Origin of the sequence: Streptomyces sp. NPDC021100, assembly GCF_044333095.1 — a bacterium.
In the GTDB taxonomy this organism is placed as follows: Bacteria; Actinomycetota; Actinomycetes; order Streptomycetales; family Streptomycetaceae; genus Streptomyces.
Map to the genome: position 1 here is coordinate 1 of NZ_JBIRQH010000034.1, position 20412 is coordinate 20412.

At 72.6% G+C, this 20412-nt stretch carries 20 protein-coding genes and 2 pseudogenes; 11 read left to right on the forward strand and 11 right to left on the reverse strand.

The features are described from left to right. Window positions 1-691: 691 nt before the first annotated feature. A complete protein-coding gene (locus tag ACH4PU_RS34880; RefSeq protein WP_398281621.1) occupies window positions 692-1138 on the forward strand; it encodes an RICIN domain-containing protein in 447 nt (148 codons plus the stop codon). Window positions 1139-1277: 139 nt separating this feature from the next. Continuing rightward, window positions 1278-1727, forward strand: coding sequence for a transposase (locus ACH4PU_RS34885; protein ID WP_398281749.1), 450 nt, complete (start codon window positions 1278-1280; stop codon window positions 1725-1727). Window positions 1728-1940: 213 nt separating this feature from the next. Here ACH4PU_RS34885 and ACH4PU_RS34890 read toward each other — a convergent pair. Beyond that, a pseudogene (locus tag ACH4PU_RS34890) lies at window positions 1941-2418 on the reverse strand (transposase); the annotation flags it as partial. Further along, window positions 2372-2884: pseudogene (locus ACH4PU_RS34895) on the reverse strand (kinase). The pseudogenes ACH4PU_RS34895 and ACH4PU_RS34890, both read right to left, overlap by 47 nt. Before the next feature lie 476 nt (window positions 2885-3360). Here ACH4PU_RS34895 and ACH4PU_RS34900 point away from each other — a divergent pair. The 3 genes from ACH4PU_RS34900 to ACH4PU_RS34910 are packed head-to-tail and all read left to right on the forward strand — an operon-like array spanning window position 3361 to window position 4554. After that, window positions 3361-3687: a nucleotide pyrophosphohydrolase gene (locus tag ACH4PU_RS34900; RefSeq protein WP_398281624.1), complete on the forward strand. Its 327-nt coding sequence runs from the start codon at window positions 3361-3363 to the stop codon at window positions 3685-3687. 47 nt (window positions 3688-3734) lie between these two features. Then, window positions 3735-4214, forward strand: a complete 480-nt coding sequence (locus ACH4PU_RS34905) for an HIT family protein (protein ID WP_398281627.1) — start codon at window positions 3735-3737, stop codon at window positions 4212-4214. A 19-nt stretch (window positions 4215-4233) separates the two neighbouring features. Beyond that, window positions 4234-4554 carry a hypothetical protein gene (locus ACH4PU_RS34910; protein ID WP_398281630.1) on the forward strand — a complete coding sequence of 107 codons (321 nt, stop codon included), beginning with the start codon at window positions 4234-4236 and terminating at the stop codon, window positions 4552-4554. Between the two features lie 473 nt (window positions 4555-5027). Here the strand turns inward: ACH4PU_RS34910 and ACH4PU_RS34915 are convergent, their stop codons facing one another. Continuing rightward, entirely contained in the window at window positions 5028-6656 is a 1629-nt protein-coding gene (locus ACH4PU_RS34915) for a purple acid phosphatase family protein (RefSeq protein ID WP_398281633.1), read from the reverse strand. A gap of 689 nt (window positions 6657-7345) precedes the next feature. Here ACH4PU_RS34915 and ACH4PU_RS34920 point away from each other — a divergent pair. Further along, window positions 7346-8386 (forward strand): vWA domain-containing protein, encoded by a 1041-nt coding sequence (locus ACH4PU_RS34920; RefSeq protein ID WP_398281636.1) that lies wholly within the window; start codon window positions 7346-7348, stop codon window positions 8384-8386. 297 nt (window positions 8387-8683) lie between these two features. Further along, entirely contained in the window at window positions 8684-9145 is a 462-nt protein-coding gene (locus ACH4PU_RS34925; RefSeq protein WP_398281639.1) for a hypothetical protein, read from the forward strand. Between the two features lie 133 nt (window positions 9146-9278). Here ACH4PU_RS34925 and ACH4PU_RS34930 read toward each other — a convergent pair whose 3' ends face one another. The 6 genes from ACH4PU_RS34930 to ACH4PU_RS34955 form a co-directional block, all read right to left on the reverse strand. Next, a complete protein-coding gene (locus ACH4PU_RS34930; RefSeq protein WP_398281642.1) occupies window positions 9279-10298 on the reverse strand; it encodes a pyridoxal-phosphate dependent enzyme in 1020 nt (339 codons plus the stop codon). Beyond that, the gene (locus tag ACH4PU_RS34935) at window positions 10219-11253 is read right to left on the reverse strand and encodes a GHMP kinase (RefSeq protein WP_398281645.1); all 1035 of its coding nucleotides are present in this window, start codon (window positions 11251-11253) and stop codon (window positions 10219-10221) included. Before ACH4PU_RS34935 ends, ACH4PU_RS34930 begins: the two co-directional genes overlap by 80 nt. 20 nt (window positions 11254-11273) lie before the next feature. Further along, the gene (locus ACH4PU_RS34940; protein WP_398281648.1) at window positions 11274-12122 is read right to left on the reverse strand and encodes a Rossmann-like domain-containing protein; all 849 of its coding nucleotides are present in this window, start codon (window positions 12120-12122) and stop codon (window positions 11274-11276) included. 533 nt (window positions 12123-12655) lie between these two features. Then, window positions 12656-13480, reverse strand: a complete 825-nt coding sequence (locus tag ACH4PU_RS34945; protein WP_398281651.1) for an ABC transporter ATP-binding protein — start codon at window positions 13478-13480, stop codon at window positions 12656-12658. After that, a complete protein-coding gene (locus tag ACH4PU_RS34950) occupies window positions 13477-14640 on the reverse strand; it encodes a FecCD family ABC transporter permease (RefSeq protein WP_398281654.1) in 1164 nt (387 codons plus the stop codon). Before ACH4PU_RS34950 ends, ACH4PU_RS34945 begins: the two co-directional genes overlap by 4 nt. Beyond that, entirely contained in the window at window positions 14621-15655 is a 1035-nt protein-coding gene (locus tag ACH4PU_RS34955) for an ABC transporter substrate-binding protein (protein WP_398281657.1), read from the reverse strand. Before ACH4PU_RS34955 ends, ACH4PU_RS34950 begins: the two co-directional genes overlap by 20 nt. Before the next feature lie 155 nt (window positions 15656-15810). On the opposite strand from ACH4PU_RS34955, the gene ACH4PU_RS34960 reads away from it, so the two are divergent. The 3 genes from ACH4PU_RS34960 (at window position 15811) to ACH4PU_RS34970 (ending at window position 18018) form a co-directional block, all read left to right on the forward strand. Then, window positions 15811-17079, forward strand: coding sequence for an MFS transporter (locus tag ACH4PU_RS34960; protein ID WP_398281660.1), 1269 nt, complete (start codon window positions 15811-15813; stop codon window positions 17077-17079). A gap of 228 nt (window positions 17080-17307) precedes the next feature. Continuing rightward, window positions 17308-17856, forward strand: coding sequence for a LysR substrate-binding domain-containing protein (locus ACH4PU_RS34965; protein WP_398281663.1), 549 nt, complete (start codon window positions 17308-17310; stop codon window positions 17854-17856). A 24-nt stretch (window positions 17857-17880) separates the two neighbouring features. Further along, complete coding sequence (locus tag ACH4PU_RS34970; RefSeq protein ID WP_398281666.1) at window positions 17881-18018, forward strand: hypothetical protein; 138 nt, start codon at window positions 17881-17883, stop codon at window positions 18016-18018. A gap of 41 nt (window positions 18019-18059) precedes the next feature. Here ACH4PU_RS34970 and def read toward each other — a convergent pair whose 3' ends face one another. Continuing rightward, a complete protein-coding gene (gene def / locus ACH4PU_RS34975) occupies window positions 18060-18719 on the reverse strand; it encodes a peptide deformylase (RefSeq protein ID WP_398281669.1) in 660 nt (219 codons plus the stop codon). Between the two features lie 103 nt (window positions 18720-18822). On the opposite strand from def, the gene ACH4PU_RS34980 reads away from it, so the two are divergent. Next, complete coding sequence (locus tag ACH4PU_RS34980) at window positions 18823-19440, forward strand: helix-turn-helix domain-containing protein (RefSeq protein ID WP_398281672.1); 618 nt, start codon at window positions 18823-18825, stop codon at window positions 19438-19440. Window positions 19441-19561: 121 nt separating this feature from the next. On the opposite strand, the gene ACH4PU_RS34985 is transcribed toward ACH4PU_RS34980, so the two are convergent. After that, window positions 19562-20374 (reverse strand): SDR family NAD(P)-dependent oxidoreductase, encoded by an 813-nt coding sequence (locus ACH4PU_RS34985; RefSeq protein ID WP_398281675.1) that lies wholly within the window; start codon window positions 20372-20374, stop codon window positions 19562-19564. Between the last annotated feature and the right edge of the window lie 38 nt (window positions 20375-20412).

Here is a 20412-nt window from a genome sequence, read left to right on the forward strand (position 1 = left end):
CGGACGGACGGCTCGCACCTCGCCAAGGGAGCGATATGCCGACCGCTCAGAGCAGCCCAGACGTTCCACCAGCGTCTTACCGTCGATCGCCGCCCAGAAGCGCGGGCCCGGTTCACCATCGGCCTCCGCGGGTGCCGGGACTCACAGCAGTCCGGTGCCTGATGACCGCCTTGTCCCGGGCCTTGTTTCAGCACTGCGGGACGCGCCCCCGCCGGTGCGGCGACGACGGGGCAGCGCGTGCTCGCTCCGCACCCGGCCGGATCGGTGCACGTCGCGCCGTACGACCATCTGTCCCGCCTCGAAACTCTCACCAGGTCCTCCTTCGCGACGGCCCGCCCGGGACGTCCGGCGGGGGGGCACCACTTCAGCGCGACTCGGCGTAAGGCGTGTCCGACGAGTCGTGTGACGCTGCCACTCAGCGCAGTGCCTATGCGCTGACTCCGAGTAGCAAGCACCGCAGCGCCACGGCAGCTCCCCCACCACTCATTAGGAGGGTTTCAGGGCGAAACCCCTTTCGAGTGGGGAATGTCCGCGAGAGCCTGCGTCGATGGCCTCGTGGACAGTTGAACAGGGGAAACTCGTGAAGCCACGCAATCGACGCGCCATGCTCGCTACGGCATTGGCCGCCATCTTCATGACGGCAGCCCCAGGGGTGGGAGCGGCCGAACCGCAGACCCGCACGGAGACTGCTGTGGCGGCCTCCGCCCTCCGCGCGGTGGGACCGTTCCAGGTCAGAAACCAGGGCACCGGCCGCTGCATGGGCTTCCCGTCCGGTGAGGACCGCGTGCGAGTGTGGGACTGCACCACGGAGGCGTACCAGCTCTGGGACTTGGTCGCCGATGGCCGGGGCCGCTACCACATGGTGAGCCGCAGGGACGGCCGGTGCCTCGCGGGCTACGCGCAGGGCCCGAGCGGCTGGGCGACCTGGCTGTCGACCTGCGACAGCAGCTTCACCAACGTCGACCAGCTGTGGTACGTGGACCCGGCGAACCAGTCCGACCCGGCACGCATCGCGAACCTCTACGGCCGCGTCCTTGAACCCGACCGCGGCTGGAACGGCGTGAACCGGTCGCCGGTCGTGACCAACGACAACCAGGGACTGCCGAATCAGAAATGGACCCTCAAGTACATCCAGTAAGGACCGTCCGTCCATGACCATGCGCGGTCCTCGCCCCGCCCTCCAAGGGGCGGCGCGAGGACCGACCCATCGGACAGGCCGAGACGACCGCTGTGGATGTCCAGGCCGACTCCGCCTATTCCACTGCCCCTTGCAGGCGGTGCTGACCGAGGCCGGGCACCGGCGGCTCATCAAACCGGCCGTGTTGCAAAAGGCCATCACCGGCGGCTTCGCTCCCGACGACTTCCGCATCGACACAGCGGCCGGCACCGTGACCTGCCCGGACGGTCACACCACCGTTCTGCTGCCACCTGGTGGCAAGCACCGCCAGCGCAAGGCATGGTTCACCGCGAAGCAGTGCACCAACTGCCCGCTCAGGTCCCGGTGCACCATCGCCAAAGGCGACCGTGTCGTCACCTGGCGGGCCGCCGTCGAACGGACCATCGCCTGGCTCGTGAACCGGGGCAACCGGCACCTGCCCTGCCGAGGCACCATCAATGGCGAACGCTGGATCCACCACCGGGCCGCCGCCCTCAACCACCACCGACTGATCAACCTCGGACTCCACCATCACGACGGGACATGGACCCTGGCTCCAGCCAGCCCCTGACCAGGCAGAACGGACTGCCCGGCCTATCAACCGCACGCCCCGTCTCCAACATCTTCACTGAAATTTTCTACGACGCGGTATTGCGGAGAGTTCTCTGATCCGCTGCCGTCGGAGTGAGACGGCAGAGAGCGTGGAGCAGGTACCTGAGGATTCCCCGAGACCCAGCATCCTGCCTGGTCAGATCGCGCCCTACTATGCGGCGGCCGCGGATCGCTAGTGATCCGAGTCGGAGATTCGTCGGCAGAAGTGAGCGACATTGTCGAGGATCTCGTCGCCTGTTTTCGTCCAGGCGAATGGTCTGGGGTGCGCGTTCCAGTCGGCGAGCCAGGCGCGGATGTCACGCTCGAGTGCCTGGACGGAGCGGTGGACTCCTCGCTGAGCTTCTTCTGGATCAGCTCGGCGAACCACCGTTCCGCCAGGACGCGCTGGTCGGCGTGAAGTGCAGGCGGAGGCGGGGATGCGCCAGCAGCCACCGCCTGATGTCGGGCGTCTTGTGGGTCGCGTAGTTGTCCAGGATCAGATGCACGTCGAGGTCTGCGGACACTTCCTTGTCGAGCTTGGTCAGGAACTTACGGGAGCCCATGACCTTGCCGATGGCGACCTCGAGGGCCGCGAAGAGAGTGGTCGTGCCGGCCCGGACGTAGTCATGGCTGCGGCGTTCGGGAACACCGGGCACGCGCGGTGGTTTCGGCGAGGGAGCCGGCGGCGGGGACCAGCGTCTCGACGGCGTTGGGGAGAAGGTTCAGGGGCCGGTACCAGTCCCGCATCTCCGCCTCGCCGTACTCGTCGGCCTGCGGCTTGGTGGCGTGTCGGCGCAGGGTCTCCTCGAAGGGGACGTCGTAGTACAGGTAGGTGTGCAGAGCGCTTCGGTCATCGGCCCGTAGTGGGCGGTGTAGAGGATACCTTCGAGAACGACGTGGAAGCCGTGGTCCAGGGCGTAGCGGGCGGTGGTGTCAATCAGTCCGATGTCGGCGCCGTCGGGTGTCGCGCTCGCGGAGCACCACGCGGCGGAGGTTGTCCTGGCCGAAGAGGGCAATGCCCCGGCCGTACTGGTGGCGTAGTTCGGCAGCCACCGCGGTCTTGCCCGAGGCGGAGTTGCCGCGCAGGACGATCAGCCGGGTGTCGGCGCTGCCGACGGGGCTGTCGGCAGTCGCCAAGGGCAGGCTTGTCACCTTGTCGAACGTGTCCGTCGTGTGCCGGCCTGGTGGCGCTGTTGCGAAGGTGACCGTGGCCCCTGGGTCGGCTCCGGCGGCGGACGTGTATCAAGATGGCGGACACGGTGGCCCGTAGGCGATGCCCCCGTCCCTCGTGGCGTCGACCGGTTCGTCCAGGGGGCCACCACTCCACATCCCCGCTTCCGTCAGAGACAGTGCGGGGCGCCGCGGATGAGGCCGGTGGCCGTATTCCGACTGGGGGACCGTGGCCGCACCGTCCGGGAACAGCCCGGTCTGCCGGCTCGGGCCCGGCAGCCGCTCATCGCACGTCCGTCTCCTCGGCCTGTCCAGTGCCCTGCGATCCGGTAGCAGCGCATGGCCGGAATGAACACTGCCGCGTCCGAGCTGCGCAACTGCCCGGCCACGGTTCGCGTCGGTTCCTCGACGAGAAGCACACCCGTAAGGAGAGTGAAGCCGCGGTGGACCTTGACGAAAGGCAGCAGCGAGCGCTCGAGATTCACGATCTGTACGACGAGCTGAACCGCCGCGAGCGGCGCGTCTGGCGACGCGACGAGTTCATGCTGGGCTTTATGGGCGATGTCGGCGACCTGACCAAACTGATCACGGCCGAGGAAGCTGCGGGTGGCCGTTCCGCGTTGGGAAACGAACTGGCTGACTGCCTGTGGTCAGTGCTGGTCCTCGCCCACCTGTACAACGTCAACCTGGCCGGCGCCTTCCGGCTCACGATGACAGAGCTGGAGGAGTCGATCTCGGCGCAACTGGCCGACACCGGTGGGCAAGCGTGATTCCCGCCACGGCAGGAGAGCCTGCGGGTGGGCCACAGCGGCGGCCGATGGATCTCGACGCCTACTCCGCCCGGGCGCAGCGGGGGCCCTGCTTCGTGTGCGCCTTCCTTGCGGGGGATCCGGCCTTCGCTCACGAGACGGTGTTCGAAGACGAGGAGCACGTGGCGTTCCTGGATCGGTGGCCGACGGTGCCGGGGAAGGTTCTCGTGGCGCCGAAGGCGCATGTGGAACATGTGGTGCGTGACCTGGAGGAGGCCGCGTACCTGCGGCTGATGCGGGTGGTGCGCGCCGTGGCACTGGCGGTGGAGCGCGTCTTCACGCCGGAGCGGACGTATCTGCTGTCGCTGGGCAGCCAGTCCGGCAACGCACACGTGCACTGGCATATCGCCGGTCTGCCGGGAGGAATTCCGTATGAGCGGCAGCAGTTCCACGCGTTGATGACCGAGCACGGTGTCCTGGAATACACGACACGGCAGCGGGGAACGATGGCAGCGCGCCTGCGGCAGGAACTCGCCGAGACGCTGTGAACGGGCCCGGAGGATGCAGGTGACCGACGTGACGAAGGCGGGCCTGTTCGATCCCGACGACAGCCTCGTAGATCGCGCCGGCACGTACGCGTGGTGGGCGCCGGAGTTCTCCAGGGAACACGGGGTGCCGCTTGACCGGCTGCTGGCGACGGATCCGGCGTACTCCTGTCGCAGGCCGGCTTCCTTCCCGTTCGTGCGGGACACCTTCGATGTGCCCGGCACCGTCGACGAGCCGCACGTCCGGTACCGGCGCCGCATGCCGCGGCCCATCCATCCTGACCCCAAGATGCGTACGGCGCTCGGAGCGCTGCGCGGGCCCGGGTGGCGGCCTGACGCGTGAGGAGAGCCGACCATGAAAGCCCGTACCGGCACAACGGACACCCGGCTGGTAGTCCTGCGCGGCAACTCCGGCTCGGGCGGGACCACCACCGCCCGAGCCGTCCGCCAGCGGGCCCGGTCCGGGCGGGTGCGTGGACGCCCCGTTCCGGTCCGGGCCGGGTTCAGAGCCTGCATCAGCGGGATGAACAGGGAGCTGTCCCCGCGCCGGCCGGGTGTGGTCGGCAGCCAGGCCAGGGGCCGGCGTGAGCATCAGCCACCATCGCGTGGTCTGCCGCTTCCCGAAGGGCTGCCAGTCGCCGCTCATGTTCCGGCACCGGTCCCGGTCGCAGCTGCCCGGCCGCCGGCCATCGCCGTGGTGCGCCCCGCGCGTGCGTGGCCACGGTTCAGCCGACATCCTCCGTCAGGCCGTCATCGCGGGCAGGCCCGGCGGGGAGAGGTGTCCAGCGGGCAGTGGGGGTGGTCGGGAAGGGCCGGTCAGTGGCGGGCGTCCGTGCGGGGGCGTTGGAGGGTGAAGGTGTCCACCGGTGTCAGGTCGCCGTGGGGGCCGTCGAAGGTGTAGTAGGTGACCCGCATGCGCGTCAGGCCCTCGTGGCGGTCGCCGGGGTCGACGTCGAACGCGGCGAAGCCGCGGTTGTACTTGCGGTCCTGGACGGCCGCCCAGGGGGCCTCCTCGGCGATCCATACCGGTTCGCGGTGGCCGGAGGAGGTCTTGTCGTCCTTCAGGGCGACGAGGACCCGGGCTTGGGGCGTGTCGAAGAGGTCGTCCTGGCTCGTGGCGATGTTCCCGCCCGCGCCGATGACCATGTGGACGGTACCCTTGCCGGTGTCGACCAGGTCGGTGCGGGTGGCCGTCGGTATGGGGGTGCGGGTCTCGTTGGGGAGGGTGCCGCGGACCGGGTGCGAGCGCTCGTAGTGGTGTTCGTGGCCGCTGACGACCAGGTCGACGCCGTACGCGTCGAACAGCGGGCCCCAGGCACGGCGCACCCCCAGGTCGCTGCCGGCGCTGCGGTGGCTGGAGATCATCGGCTGGTGCATGCACACCACGATCCAGTCGATGTCCCGGTCCGCCCGCGCCGCCTTGAGCTCCCGTTCCAGCCAGCGGCGTTGGGCGCCGCCGGAGTAGCCGCTGATGTAGGTGTCGCCGCCGTCCTGGAGTGCCACGTCGTCGTTGGCGAGGCTGATGAAGCGGACCGCGCCGACGGTGAACGCGTACCACATGCCCCGCGTCTCCTCGTCGCCCGAGGTGGAGGAGGGCAGCGCGAAGTAGGTCTGGTAACCGGCGGCGCCGATGGGGCCGTTGCCCTTCTCGTTCTCGTGGTTGCCCGCGCAGGGCATCCACGGGCGCAGCCGGGTGGAGCGGCTGTTGTTGATGAACCAGTCCGCCCAGGTCGCCACCCGGCTCGTGCCCCACGCGCCGGCGATCGCGGCGTAGCAGAGGTCGCCGTTGACGAAGTTGAACAGCGGGGCGACCCGTTCCACGGCGGCGACGATGTCGGCCGAGGCGGGCGAACCGACCTGGCTGCTGGTGTGCAGCGGGAAGCGGTTGACCGGGGAGGGGACGCCGTCCGGGAGGTGGATGACGCGGCGCAGGTTGGGCGTGGCCTGGTCGCCGAAGCTGGTGAAGGTGAAGGCGGCGCGGCCGCGGGGTGCCGTGGTGAACGAGCCGGCCTCGGGGGTCGCGCCGTCGTGCCCGGCGGTGTAGAGGTACGTGGTCGAGGGGCGCAGGCCGGTGATCCGCGCGTGGTGGACGTACACCTCCTCCTTCGACAGCCCGTCGCGGTAGGTGCGGGTCTCGGCCTCGACGGCCCGGCCGCCGTGCCCGCCCGCGGGCGAGCCGAGCCGCACCTGGGGCCGGCGGACGGACTGCGGGGTGATCCAGGAAACGGCCATCTCCGACGACGGGTCCGAGCCGAACTGCAAGTGCACGCCCAGCACCCCGGGCGCGCCCAGCCGGTGCGGCCGGCTCTGCAGCAGTGGCCCGGCGGCCGGCGCCGTCGGCGAGGGGGCGGCCGCCGCTTCTCCTTCACCGGCGGCGGTGGCCACGAAGGAGGCGGCGGCCGCGACCGATGAGCCCTTGAGTACGGATCTCCGTGTGATCGCCATGAAACGCCCTGCTTCCGTGGGGGAGTTGATCAATCAGGGCACTGTAAGCGATGACGCGTTGAGATGCCCATGACGAATTTGTGGGCGCAGTGCGTCCGGTCGGGCGGACGTGAACGGGCACCATGACGTCGCACGCGTCAGCCGTTCGTTCGGGGTGCCGGGGAAGCCGGCCGCGGGCGGCGAGGAGCAGGTCCGTGGCCGGGCTGCCGGGGCGGACGGCGCTCGCGGCGAGCGAAGGTCGCCTTGCCTGATCCCGCCGGGTACCCGGCAGCGCCAGGCGGCGCCTGAGGGCGAGGAAACCGCGGACCAGTTCGTGCGGGGCCTCGGCCCGGCAGGCCATCGGAGCGCCCGCCAGTGGACAGCGGCAGTCCGGGCGGACGACCGGCTCCGTACCGCTGTCAGTACCTCGGCGGCTTCCGCGATCTGGCCGCCCGTCAGGATGCCGGGCGTGCCGGCGGCCGCCGTCGAGATCCGCTCGGAGCCCCCCGCGTCCGCGGCGTGGCCGGGGCGCAGGCGACGCCGGCGCGCAGCGCCCGGAGGGTACCGGCCGTCGCCTTCCCGCACGGGCAACGGAGGAGGTCGGCCGTGGTCGCTTCGAGGAGCGTTCGCCCGGCCGTCGGTGTCAGAGGCCGTTGTCAGTGGTGGGTGAGAAGGTGGGAACACCGAGTCGGAACGAGGGGGAGACGGCCATGTCCGGAACGCAGAACTACATCAATCACGTTGCCCTGGTGCTGGACGCCAGTTCGTCCATGTCGCACCTGAGCCAGAAGGTCGTCGACGTCGCCGACCAGCAGATCGCCTACCTGGCCCGCCGGTCGGAGGAGCTGGACCAGGAGACCCGTGTGACGGTGTACGTCTTCGCGAACGAGGTCGAGTGCGTCATCTACGACAAGGACGTGCTGCGGATGCCGTCGCTGAGGGAGCTGTACCGGGTCGGCGGGATGACGGCTCTGCTGGCTGCCACGCTGAAGTCGCAGCGCGAGCTGGCGCGGACGGCGCAACTGTACGGTGATCACAGCTTCCTGACGTTCGTCCTGACCGACGGGCAGGAGAACGCGAGCCATCACTGTGCGGACGCTCCTTCCGGTGACCGGCGTGAGCTGGTGCGGGCGGTGGCCGGGATGATCGAGACGCAGGAGGACAACTGGACGCTGGCCGTGCTCGTTCCGGACCAGATGGGCAAGCGCGAGGCCATGCAGTGCGGTTTCCCGAAGGACAACATCGCCGTCTGGGACGCCACGAGCACGCACGGCCTGGAAGAGGCCGGGCAGGTCATCCGGGAGGCCACCGAGAAGTTCATGGTGGGCCGCTCGCAAGGGATCCGGGGGTCGCGGGCCGTGTTCTCCACGGGGGCGGAAGCGGTCAATCAGGAGACCATCAAGGCGGCCGGTCTCACTCCGGCGGACCCTTCGGGGTATGAACTGATCCCGGTGGTGCGGGAGATGGCGATACGTGACCGGGTCGTCGAGCACGGCCACGCTTTCCGTACCGGTTGCGCGTTCTACCAGTTGAGCAAGTCGGAGAAGATCCAGGCGCGCAAGCAGATCGCGGTGCTGGAGAAGGAGACGGACCGGGTCTACACGGGGCCGGAGGCGCGCGCGCTGCTCGGACTGCCGGACGTGGAGGTCCGCGTCAGGCCCGACCACAACGACGACTTCACGATCTTCGTTCAGAGCACCAGTGTGAACCGGAAGCTCGTGCCGAACACTCGGGTGCTGGTGATGCTCTGACGGAGGCGGTTACGGGGGGCGTGCACGCGTTGGTACCCACCTGGACCTCTGGACGCAGCGGGCCTCGGCGCGGAGGTGAGCGGCCGGTGGCGGGATGCGCCGCGTCACGCGGGGTCGGGTGTGGGGGGTGTGGGGGCGAGGATGATGCCCCGGCCGGCGTAGAAGCTGCGGCGGTCTTCGCCGGGCGGCCGTTCCTGGATCCGCTCCGGCCTCCGCGGTCGATGTCAGACCCTGGCCTCATCATGGAAGCCGGCCCGAACGCGATGGGTGATGTGCTGCGAAGGAGGGGCGGGAAGCATGACCAACGGTACGGGCGGCTTCCACGCCGCCACGGGTGACGAGGGGCCGTCCGCGCCCGGTCGGAGTCCCGAGGAGCGTGCGGACGCCGTGCGGCAGGCGATGGACGGGCTGCACCGGATTCGCAAGGTGGTGAACCCGCCGGCCGGCAGGCCGTTGTCCGTGCCCGCCGACTGGGAGCGCCTCCAGCCGGTGCGCGCCGTCGCCCTGGCGCTGGAGGCCGCCGGTGTGCCGCCGTCCGCCGTCAGGGCCGACGGCCGGCGTCTGGCGACCGGTTACCGCGTGCGCGCGGAGGGGGGAACGGTCGGCGTCGAGTGGGTCGGTCCGCCCGGCAGCCGTGTGCGGTATCAGCAGCAGGAGGGCCTCCGGCAGTGCGCGGACGTGCTGCGGGGGCTGGGCTGGCAGGCGCTGGAGTACCGGGGGGCGCGGGGGCTGCGCTGGCTGGAGGTCGAGCCGCCGTGATCCTGGGACGAGGCCCTTTGCCCCGCGGGGCCGATCCGGGCCCGGCCCCGCCCCTCCCCCGCGACGGTCGGCGCCGCGACGTCGTCGGTCGTCCGGGCGAGGTCACGAGGGAGTGGTGCGGCGGGGCGGTGGGTCACCGAATAGTGCACGTCGGCGCGGGCGCGCGGTTCCAGTGCATGCGGGACCAGGGCAGGGCGAGTCCGCTCCGGTCGGTCACGTCGCGCGGGGCCAGGTCCGCGATCGGGACGGCCTCGTGGTGGCGGGCGTGGACGGTGTCGGTGTAGCGGTGGCCGGTGTCGGCGGCGATGAACAGGACCGTGCGGTCGGGTGAGCGCTCGCGTTCGTGGCGGGCGGCGAGGTAGCCGGCGCCGGTGGACAGGCCCGCGAAGACCGCGTGCCGTCGCAGCAGGTCGACGCTGCCGGCCAGCGCCGCGTCGAAGGAGATCCAGTGAAGGGTGTCGTACAGCTCGTGCGAGACGTTCCCGAAGGGGATGGAGCTGCCGATTCCGGCGATGATTATCTCGGGGTCCGCGACGTGTTCGGCGCCGAACGTGACGCTGCCGTACGGCTGGACGCCGACGAGCTCGACGTCGGCCGGCCCGTCGGGCCCGTCCCGCAGTCGGCGGGCGAGGGCGCCGGTGGAGGCGCCCGAGCCGACACCGCCGACGATGGTCAGCCCGTCCGCGCCGACCGCCTCCCGGATCCGGTCGGCGATCGGACGGTAGCCGAGGTAGTGGATGTCGTCGTGGTACTGGCGCATCCAGTGATACTCGGGGTGTTCGGCGAGGATCTCGTGGATCCGCTCCACGCGGCGCTTCTGGTCGAGTTTGAGGTCGCTGCACGGCTCCGTCTGTTCCAGCGTCGCGCCGAGGACGGCGAGTTGGACGCGCAGGGTGCGGTCCACGGTCGTCGAGCCGACGATGTGGCACCGCATGCCGTGGCGGTGGCAGGCCAGGGCGAGGGCGTAGGCGTAGATGCCGCTGGAGCTGTCCAGCAGGGTGTCGCCGCGCCGTACGGCTCCGGTGTCGAGCAGGTGACGGACGGCCGCGAGGGCGGAGACCACCTTCATCGTCTCAAAGCGCAGACAGACGAGCCGGTCGTCGAGGCGTACGAGATCGGGCTGGCCGATCGCCTCCGCGATGTGCTGGTCCATGCGGGGTCTCCTTGGCGGTGAGGGAGGTGGTAGAGGTAGTGAAGGTGCGTGTGGTGGGGATGTCGTGGGCGCGCAGGGCGCGCAGGCAGCCGCGTACGCGGTGTCGTACGCCCGGCGCCGCCGGGTCGAACAGCACACCCGCCACCGCGCCGCTGTGCGCGATCTGCACGCCCACCGCCCCGGACCGCCGGGCGACGGCCGTCAGCGCGTCGAACTCCGGGTGCCGGAGCACCCTTTGTCCGCGTGCCGCGCTGGCGGTGGCGACCTCGCCGAGCAGGCGCGCGTCGCCGGTGGCCACCGCGTGGCGCAGCAGCGCGCGGAGCCGTTCGCAGGCCCGGACGTCGTGCTCGTCGGTCTCGTGGGCGGGCAGGGAGAGCGTGTCGACGGGTGCTCCCCCGCCGAGGGCGCAGCCGACCACGAGCAGCGGAGGGAGGGCCGGGCCGAGGGTTTCCAGGATCCGGCCCTCGCGCTGGGCGAAGAGCACCGGGCGGCCGTCGAGCATCAGCGGGTCGCAGGCCCGTTCGGCGCGGACGGCCAGCCGGGCGACCGTCCCGGGTGGCAGCCGCAGGCCGTAGGAGGCCGCGACCGCGCGGACGGCGGCGATGACGTCGCTGGTGGAACTGCCCAGGCCCAGGCCGACCGGTACGTCGCCGGTGAGCCGCAACGTGCCGCCGGCGGGCGGCCGTCCGGACCGTTCCGCGCACGCGGCGACCGCGAGGGCGGCGGCCCGGGCGGCCTTCGTACGGCCGGCGGGGACGACGGTGAGCGCCTCGGGCGGCGTGCCGGGCCGACGGACGAACTCGGCGGTGCTGCCGGGGCCAGCCATGGGGAGGGTGACCAGTCCGGCGCACCGGCGTCCGTCGCCGTCGCGGAAGACGCCCTGGAGGAGTTCGCCGTGGTGGCAGGGGGCGTGCCCGGTGCCGGAGACGGACGGATGACGGGGGGCGGGGCTCATGGCGGGGCTCATGGCGGGGCTCATGCGTCACCCGCCGCCCGGTAGCGGTACAGAACCGTTTCCTCGACGCTGAACTGCGAGTACGGGAACGGTTCGGCGGACAGCGCGGTCACCCCCGAGCCGAGGAAGGCGCGGGCCACGGCGCTGCCGGTCTGCGCATAGACGATCAACGGGACGCCCCGGGAGCGGCAGCGCTCCAGGATGACGTCGAACGAGCCGTTGCTCAGCGTCATTCCGGTGGCGACGACGGCGTCGGCGCGGTCCAGCACCTCGTGCATGTCGTCGGTGACGGGGTCGCCCCACTGGGTGGCCCTGAGGTTGAAGTCGCAGGGCAGTAACCGGCCGCCGCGCTCGCGTATCGCCGCGACCAGCGGGTTGACGACGCCGATGAGGCCGACCGCGGCGCCTTCGCCGGTCTCCAGCAGTCCGGCGACGGCCGTGTCCCGGGCCTTCGCGCGGATCTCCGGGGTGCCCGTGGGGAGGACGACGGCCTCGGCGTCGCCCGCCTCCGCCGCCTCGCGATGCGGGCGGACCCGGGAGAGGTAGGCGTCGAGCGCGGCGATCCGGAGCGGGCGCGGGGCGTCGCGCAGCAGGACGTCGAGCGGTGCGCCGGAGGCGTCGCGGCAGATCGACGGCTCGATCTCGCCCGCCTCGAAGGCACACCCGCCGAAGGAGTCGCCGAGGCGGACGAGGACGTACTGGTTGAGGTAGGTGGTGTCGCCGCCCGCCAGCCGGGTGCCGTGATGGACCCAGAACACGCTGGTCGCGACGGTTTCGGAGGGCAGCGGTCCGTGCTCGCCGGTGAGGGCGGCCGCGATGAGCGCGTCGACGGTGGTGGAGGGGGTGGTGGTGGGACTCGTTTGGTTCATGGGATTCCTTTCGCAGGGTGGGGTGTTAAGCCATCTCGGTGCGCGGCTCGGTGCGGGTTCGTCTGTGCGGGGGCTTCGGGTGTGCGGAGGGCGCGGGGTTTACCGGACGGTCAGGGCATCGGCCGGGCGGTCGGTCCTGGTCACCGGCCCCGGCTCGCCGAGTCCGGTCACAGGGCTCGCCGGGTCGGTCCGGGCACCGGCCTCAACGGGCGGACGGCGGATCGGGATGCGGGCCCGCGGGAGTGGGCCTCCGCGCTCGGGAGATCCGGATGACCGAGTCCCGGCCGATGGGCACGTCACGCGTCGGCGTCCCTGACGTCGTCGTGCCGGTCACCCGCTCCCCGACGTCGATGTGGTCGATGTGTCAGCGTCGACGTCCCCGACGTCGGTGTGCCGGACGGCGACGGCTCCGGCAGCGACGCGTCAAACGTCGATGTCCCGGTGACGGTGTGCCCAACGCCCGCTTCCCCGGCGTCGGCGTCGGCGTGCCGGACGACGACGCTCCGCGATCGGGCGAGCCCAGCATCGGCGCGTCACCCGGCGCCCCCTGCCACCCCGCCCCCTCCCACCGCACGCCGTCCGCCTCCCCCCGGGCCGAGTGGCCCGTGATACGTGACCACCGGTCTGCCGACGGCGTCCATGCCGAGTTCGGCGTCCACCTCGAAGACCTCGGCGAGCCGGCCGGCCGTCAGGACGGCGGTCGGAGGGCCGGTGGCGACGAGGCGGCCGTGGCGCAGGAGGAGCAGCCGGTCGCAGTAGCGGGCGGCGAGGGACAGGTCGTGCAGTGCGACCACGACCGTCTGCCCGGTTCCCGACAGCAGCTCCATGAGCTCCAGTTGGTGCCGGACGTCGAGGTGGTTGGTGGGTTCGTCGAGGAGGAGGGCGTAGGGCTGCTGGGCCAGCGCGCGGGCGATGTGGGCGCGTTGCCGTTCGCCGCCGGACAGCGCCTTCCAGGAGCGGCCCGCGAGTGCGGTGAGTCCGACGCGTTCCAGGGCGGCGGCGACGACCGCGCGGTCGATGGCGTCCGGTCCGCGCCAGCGGCCGCGGAACGGCATCCGGCCCAGGCCCACCACGTCGGAGACCCGCAGCTCGCTGTCCGTGCCCGTCTCCTGTTCGGCGAAGGCGACGTGCCGGGCGATCCGGCGCGCGCTCCAGCCTCGTACGCACACGCCGTCGTACCGGATGGTGCCCGTGTCGGGCGGCCGGAGTCCGGCGAGGCAGCGCAGCAGCGAGGACTTGCCCGAGCCGTTGGGGCCGAGCAGTCCGACGGTCTCGCCGGGAGCGATGTCCACGCCGACGTCGCGTACGACCGGGGTGCCCGCCACCGACCAGGTCAGCCCTTCGGCGGTGATCCTCACAGCTCACCCCTTCTGCGCAGGACGAGGAGGAACAGGGGCACGCCCAGCAGGGCGGTGATCACGCCGACGGGCACCTCGCGGGGCGCGAAGGCGACGCGCGCCACCGTGTCCGTCCACACCAGGAACACCGCGCCGGCCAGCGCGGCGTACGGCAGCAGCACCCGGTGCGCCGGGCCGACGAGGAACCGTACGCCGTGCGGGACGATCAGTCCGACGAAGCCGATGGCGCCGACGGTCGCCACCGCCACCGCGGTCAGGGCGGCCGTGACCACGAGCAGCAGCATGCGCGTGCGCCGTACGCCGATCCCGAGGGACGCGGCGGTGTCGGCGCCGAACGCGAGCCCGTCCAGGGCGTTCGAGCCGAGCCACGCGACGAGCAGTCCGGGCGGGGTGACGAGCGCGCAGGCCAGGACGGTGTTCCAGCGGGCGGGCGCCATCGAGCCGAGCAGCCAGTGGGTGACGGCCCGTGTGGTGTCCGCGTCCGCCGAGGCCATCAGGACCAGGGAGGTCAGGGCGGTGAAGAGCTGGCCGACGACCACGCCGGTGAGGACGATGCGGGTGGAGTCCGGCCCGGTGCGCCGGAGCAGCAGCAAGAGCAGGGCGAAGGCGAGCAGCGCTCCGGCGAGTGCTCCGCCGGTGGTTCCGAGCGCGTTCGCGCCCACACCGAGGACGACGACGGTGACGGCTCCGGTCGACGCGCCCGAGGAGACGCCGAGGAGGTATGGGTCGGCGAGCGCGTTGCGGGTGACGGCCTGGAGCACCGTGCCGCACACGGCGAGCGAGGCGCCGACGAGGGCGGCCATCAGGGCGCGCGGCAGTCTCAGGTCCCAGACGAGGGAGTCCGGCAACGGGGGCGGCGGCTCGACGTCCAGGCCGAGGCGGGCGCCGAGGACGCGGGCGAGGTCGGTCCAGCCCACGTCGGCGGTGCCGATCCGCACGGCGGCCGTGAGCGAGCCGACGAGGGCGGCGACGGAGAGGAGGAGCAACGCGGCGCGGGCGGGCGCGGACCGCTCGCCGGTGCCGGCGGGGGTTTCGACGGTCACCAGGTCCCGGGCCGCCGGAAGCAGCCGGGCCGCCGGCGGCCGCGCGGGGTCGGCCGGCCGGCGCGGCGCGTCCGCCGGCTCCCGCCGGACGGCCGGGTCAGCGGGCGGGCCGGGCATGTCCGACGCCCTTCAGTGCCTCGGCCAGCATGCCCAGGGCGTGCACCGACCGTACGGAGGGGTCGAGTTCGACGCCCGGCACCTCCAGGATCCTGTGGTCGCGGACCGCCGCGAGCCGGGAGACCACGGGGTGTGTGGTCATCGCGGCCCGCTTCTCGGCGGCGCTGTCGCCGGGGCGACCGCGTTCGGAGAGGTCGCCGATGACGATGAAGTCCGGGTTCCGTTTGGCGACCTCCTCCCAGGAGACCTCCGGCCAGTCCTCCTTGACGTCGTCGAAGGCGTTCTTCGCGCCGACTATTCGGCTCATCTCGCTGGGCAGTCCGGTACCGCCCGCCACGTACGGCATGCCGTTGAAGACGGAGTAGAGGTAGACGACGGTGGGCCGGTCCTCGTCCCGGGCGGTCCTGGGGGCGGTCTCCCCCGCCTTGGCGACCGCCGCCCGCTGTTCGGCGGCGAGCCGGTCCGCGCGCCGCTCGGCGCCGAAGACCTTGCCCAGGTTCTCGTAGTCGGAGAAGAGCAGCTCGAAGGGGGACGTGCCGGCGCGTGCGCGCCGCGGGCAGTCGACGGCGCTGACGAAGGTGGGGACTTTGAGGGCGGCCAGTTCCTCGCGGGTGCCGGCCCGGTCCTTGGTGAGGAGGTCCGCGGATCCGGCGACGACGAAGTCGGGCGTCGCGGCGCGGAGTTGCTCACCGGTGGCGATCTTGGGGGCGATGACGGGGACCTTGGCGTACGCGGCCGCGTACCGGGCGGGGACCTTGGTCTTGATGTTGGCGGTGCCGGCCATGCGGTCCTGGAGGCCGAGTTCCAGCAGGGTCTCGGTGGAGGTCTGGTCCAGGGTGACGGTCCGCTCCGGCGGTCCGGCGAAGGAGAGTTGGCGGCCGCAGCTGGTGACGGTGGTCCGCGCGGCGGGATCCCCGGCGGCGGATTCGGCATGCCGCGCGCCGCAGCCGGCGGTGGCGAGGGCGACGGCCAGGGCGCCGGTCAGGGCTGTGCCGAGGCGGGCGGGATGGCGCATGGGGGCTCCGATACGGGAGGGAAGGGTGTGGGCGTTGTCGTGCACGGGACAGGGGTGCCGTGCCGAAAGAGTACCGTAATGGTATTCATTTTCATTAACGAATCCGGGTGCGGTTCGCGGAACCGCCACCCCCACCCCTGAGGAGCGATCACACCATGGCGACCACACCTGCACCGGCGGCGGCCAAGTCGGCCTCCCCTCCCCCGCGTTCGGTCCTCCGGGACCCGGCGTTCCTGCGCCTGTGGGCGGGGACCACCGCCTCCGGCCTCGCGACCTGGGCGCTGCCGTTCGTCCTCGGGCTCGCCGTCCTCCACCGGGACCTCGGCGCCGCCGGACTCGGTCTCGTGCTCGCCGCCCGTACCGCCGGCTTCCTCGTCGCCGTCGCCGTCGGCGGCGTCCTGGCCGACCGGCATGCGCGCCGCGCGGTCGTCCTCTGGTCGGCCCTCGCGGCGGCCGCCGCCGCGCCCCTCCTCGCCGCCGGACTCGGCCGCTCGCTCGTGCTGATGGCGGCCGCCGCCGTCCTCGCGGGTGCCGGACAGGGCGCCTGCCGCCCGGCGTTCCAGGCGCTCACCGCCGAGACCGTCGCCCCGGAGCACCGGCAGCGGGCCAACGCCGCCATGACCCTGACCGTACGGAGCTCCACGCTCGCCGGGCCGGCCCTGGCCTCGCTGCTCGCGGCATTGCTGGACACCCGGACGCTGCTGCTCGGCATCGGCCTGCTGTGGCTGGTGGCCGCGTTCGTCCCGGCCCGGGGCGCCGGTGCGGGCGCGCCCCCGGCCATCCCTGTCGCGCGTCCGGGCTTCCGTGCGGAGTTCCTCGACGGGATACGCGAGGCGCGCCGCCATCCGTGGTTCCTCGCCGGGCTGGCCGGACTCGTCGCGGTCATCGCGCTCGGCTACTCCGCCACCGGCGTCGCGCTTCCCCTGGTCAGCCGGGACCGCTACGGCACGGAGTGGGTGCTGGCCGCGTCCACGACCGCGTACACCGTCGGCGCGCTCGGCGGCGCCCTGGTCGTCGCCCGATGGCAGCCGCGCTCGCAGGGGTGGGCGGCGTTCGCCGGCCTGGCCGCGTACGGCGTCGCTCCGCTGAGTCTGATGCTGCCCGTGCACCCGGTGGCGGTCGTCGCCGCGTACGCGGTCGCCGGGGTCGGGATCGAACTGTTCAACGTGCCCTGGTTCACGGCGACCCAGCGCGAGGTCGCCCCCGACAAGCTGGCGCGCGTCTCCTCGCTGGACTTCCTGGTCTCCTACGGTCTGGCGCCGGCCGGTCTGGCCCTGATCGCCCCGGCCATCGGCGCGTTCGGGGTCACGCCCGTCCTGGCGGTGTGCGCCGCCGCCTGCTTCCTCGTCCCGGCCGCCGCGGCACTGGTTCCCACCGCCCGCCACTTCGCGCGCACGCCGCCGGCGGGGGCGGGGGCGGGCTGATCCTCGGGCTCGCCCAGCCGTGGTCCCCGGCCGTCGTCTTCCGTCGGCCGTCGTCTTCCGTCGGCCGGGGCACACGGGCGCCTTGGTGTCGGTGCGTCAGGCGGCGTGCCCGCTCTGCCAGTGGTGCAGCGGCTTGACCAGGCGGTTCCCGGCCTGGTGGTCGATGGCCTCGGCGAGGCCGTGCAGGAGGGAGGTGAGCATGGCCCGGGTCGTGGGGTCGGTCAGGCGGTGGGCGGGGGCGGGGGCGGCGGAGGGTCGAGGCTGACCCCCTCGCTCCTCGCCGAGTACCTGCGCGCCCAGGCCCCCTGCCTGCCGTTCGAGGTCCTCCAGAGCCAGGGGCCGGCCGCCGCTCTGCCGCGGCTGCTCGCCGGTGACCTCGACATCGCCTTCGGCCGCGTCCACGGCCTCGGGCGGCCGCTTCCCGCCGGGCTCGCCACCCTGCCCGTACGCCTGGAACCGCTCGGCGTCATCCTGCCGGCAAACCACCCCCTCGCGGCCCACGACCGCGTGCCCCTCTCCGCCCTCGCCGACCACCCGCTCCTCGTCCACACCGCCGATGAGGCCGCCGAGTGGCGGGACTGGATCGAAGAGGCCGTCACCGCCTTCAGGCTTCCCGTCGCACTGCGGGTCCGCGGGCACGGGCGCGCCGCCATCCACGCCATGGCCGCCGCCCGCGGCTACCCCTCCTTCGGCCTGACCACCGGGCGGCTCCCCGACGGGCTGACCGCCCGTCCCCTGACCGACCCCGTGCCGCTCTGCCCATGGCACGCCGTCTGACACCCGGCCACCGGCGCGTCACCCGTGCTGGACCGCGCCCTCGCACTCGTCCACACCTACGCCCGGGACCACGGCCGGCACCGCCTCCCCGACCGCGGGTGGTGGCTGCCCGAGCCGGACCACGAGGCCGTGGGCCGGGCGGCGGGGGCGCCGTCGCGCTGAGGGAGACGGGCGCGGGTCCGTCTCATGACCCGTCCCGTACGTCATTTGCCGAGGCTTCTCGCCGCGGCGGCGCGCCGGGCGAGGACCTCGTCCCGGGCGTCCTCCATCTCCCGGAGGGCGGACTTCCGCTCCCGCCGCGTCAACCGGTCCAGGTACAGGTGGCCGTTGAGGTGGTCGGTCTCGTGCTGGAGGCACCGGGCGAAGTAGCCCCTGCCCTCGATCACCAGCGGATCACCGTCCTTGTCACGGCCCCGCACGACGGCGCGGTCGGGGCGGGGTACGACGCGGTAGGGGCCGGGGACGGAGAGGCAGCCCTCGGATTCCTCCACCAGTCGGCGGTGTTCGGCGGGCACCTCGTCCAGGACGGGGTTGGCTATGTGCCCGACGTGGCGGACGCCCCACTCGTCCGTGATGTCCCAGACGAACAGCCGCAGGTCCACGCCGACCTGGTTGGCGGCGAGCCCGGCCCCGTCGGCCGCCTGGTTGGTGGCGAACATGTCGTCGACCAGCGCCGCCAGTTCGGGAGTGCCGAACCGGGTCACCTTCCGGCACGGGCGGTGCAGGACCTCCTCCCCCACCTCGGTGATCCGGCGCACCGCGCCGCGTTGCGCCTCCGGGGCGAGGCGCGGGTACGACGCGACGGGCTCGCCCTGCACGCGTACGCGGCGGTCCCGCGCGGTGTCACCGAAACCAAGGGCCATGAACGATCAACACCTTCCGTGCGTGCCGCCGGCGGGACGCGGGGTGCCGGTCCGGCCGTCTGACGGGTTGCCAGATGCTTTGCAAAGTAGCACCCTTTGCAAAGTGAGTGATCAAAACCCTCGAACCGCACCCGTCGGCCCCCCGCCGGACCGCGCCCCGCGCTCCCTTCCCGACCACCCCGTCCGGATCGCGCTGCTGGACCTCCTGGCCGAGGCCGGCACCCTCACCTCCACCGAGGCCGCCGCCCGCCTCGGCCACAGCTCCGGCCTCTGCTCCTTCCACCTGCGCCAGCTCGCCCGGCACGGCCTCATCGAAGAAGTCCCGCACCAGGGCGGCCGGGCCAGGCCGTGGCGGCTGCGCTGGGGCTCCCCCGAACCTTCCGTCCGGCCCCCGCGGACCGGACGCGACGAACCGGAACCTTTCCCCGCCCTCTCCCGCGGGCTGGAGGACGAGAGCTACCGGCAGTGGCTGACCCACCGGCACCAGGCACCGGCGGAGTGGCAACGGGACGACTCCTTCAGCGCCGTCCTCCACCTCACCCCGGCGGAGGCCGCCGAACTCACCACGTCCGTCCGCCGCTTGTTCGCCGCCTACCGCGACCGCGACCAGGACCCGGCGGCGCGCCCCCAGGGCGCCGTGGCCGTGGCCGCGATCAACCGGCTGTTCCCTCTCGTCGGCGGGGCGTTCCCGGCGGCTTCGGCGGAGGCGGGGGCGGAGTAGCACGGACTCGAACCGTGCGCGTCCGAGACCGGCCTGCCATCGGACGCGCCGCCGCCGGGCGAATCCCCGCCCCATGAGACCGGAGGGTGGGAGGCGGGGACGCCCGCCGGGCGGTTCCGGGTTATGCCAGGCTTCCGCCGTCGATGGTGAGGACGGTGCCGGTGACGAAGGAGGCGGCGGGGTCGGCGAGGAAGAGGACTCCGGCGGCGATCTCCTCGGGGCGGGCGTAGCGGCCCAGTGCGTTGGTGGACCGCTGGAGGTCGGAGGTCGGGCCGTCCTGCGGGTTCATGTCGGTGGCCGTGGAGCCGGCCGCGACGACGTTGACGGTAATGCCCCGGGGTGCCAGGTCCCGTGCGGCGCCCTTGCTGTATCCGACGATCGCCGCCTTGCCGGCCGCGTAGTCGGCGACGCCGGGGAAGGCGGTGCGGGCGGCGAGGTTGGAGCCGATGGTGATGACGCGGCCGTCGTCGGCGAGCAGGCCGGCGGCGGCGCGGATGGCGGCCACGACGCCGCCGACGTTGACCGCGTACTGGCGGTCGAGCGCGGCGGTGTCCGCGGCCGGGTCGCCGACCGTGCCCGAGGCGATCACTCCGGCGTTGTTGACGAGGACGTCCAGCCGCCCGAAGTCCTCGGCGACCGTGGTGACCAGCCGGGCGACCTGCTCGGGGTCCGCCTGGTCGGCGCGGTGGGCGGCGGCCCGGACGCCGAGGGCGGTCAGTTCGCCGACCATGTCCTCGGCCCGGGCGGCCGACGCGGCGTAGGAGATCGCGACGTCCGCCCCCGCCTCGGCGAGCATGCGTGCGGTGGCCGCTCCGATGCCCCTTGATCCTCCGGTGACCAGCGCGACCTTGCCGGTCAGTCGCCGCTCCCGCGGGGCCGGGGTGCTCGTGGCGGGTGTGGCGCTTTTGGTGGGTGTGGTGCTCGTGGGGACCATGGAAAACCCTCCCTAGTTCTGTACCGATCGGTACTGAA

Coding starts and splice junctions, on each gene's coding strand:
- ACH4PU_RS34915 (WP_398281633.1), bottom strand. CDS start 6,656: ATGGCGATCACACGGAGATCCGTACTCAAGGGCTCATCGGTCGCGGCC.
- ACH4PU_RS34950 (WP_398281654.1), bottom strand. CDS start 14,640: ATGCCCGGCCCGCCCGCTGACCCGGCCGTCCGGCGGGAGCCGGCGGAC.
- ACH4PU_RS34925 (WP_398281639.1), top strand. CDS start 8,684: ATGACCAACGGTACGGGCGGCTTCCACGCCGCCACGGGTGACGAGGGG.
- ACH4PU_RS34960 (WP_398281660.1), top strand. CDS start 15,811: ATGGCGACCACACCTGCACCGGCGGCGGCCAAGTCGGCCTCCCCTCCC.
- ACH4PU_RS34940 (WP_398281648.1), bottom strand. CDS start 12,122: ATGAACCAAACGAGTCCCACCACCACCCCCTCCACCACCGTCGACGCG.
- ACH4PU_RS34930 (WP_398281642.1), bottom strand. CDS start 10,298: ATGGACCAGCACATCGCGGAGGCGATCGGCCAGCCCGATCTCGTACGC.
- def (WP_398281669.1), bottom strand. CDS start 18,719: ATGGCCCTTGGTTTCGGTGACACCGCGCGGGACCGCCGCGTACGCGTG.
- ACH4PU_RS34935 (WP_398281645.1), bottom strand. CDS start 11,253: ATGAGCCCCGCCCCCCGTCATCCGTCCGTCTCCGGCACCGGGCACGCC.
- ACH4PU_RS34905 (WP_398281627.1), top strand. CDS start 3,735: ATGGATCTCGACGCCTACTCCGCCCGGGCGCAGCGGGGGCCCTGCTTC.
- ACH4PU_RS34920 (WP_398281636.1), top strand. CDS start 7,346: ATGTCCGGAACGCAGAACTACATCAATCACGTTGCCCTGGTGCTGGAC.
- ACH4PU_RS34955 (WP_398281657.1), bottom strand. CDS start 15,655: ATGCGCCATCCCGCCCGCCTCGGCACAGCCCTGACCGGCGCCCTGGCC.
- ACH4PU_RS34985 (WP_398281675.1), bottom strand. CDS start 20,374: ATGGTCCCCACGAGCACCACACCCACCAAAAGCGCCACACCCGCCACG.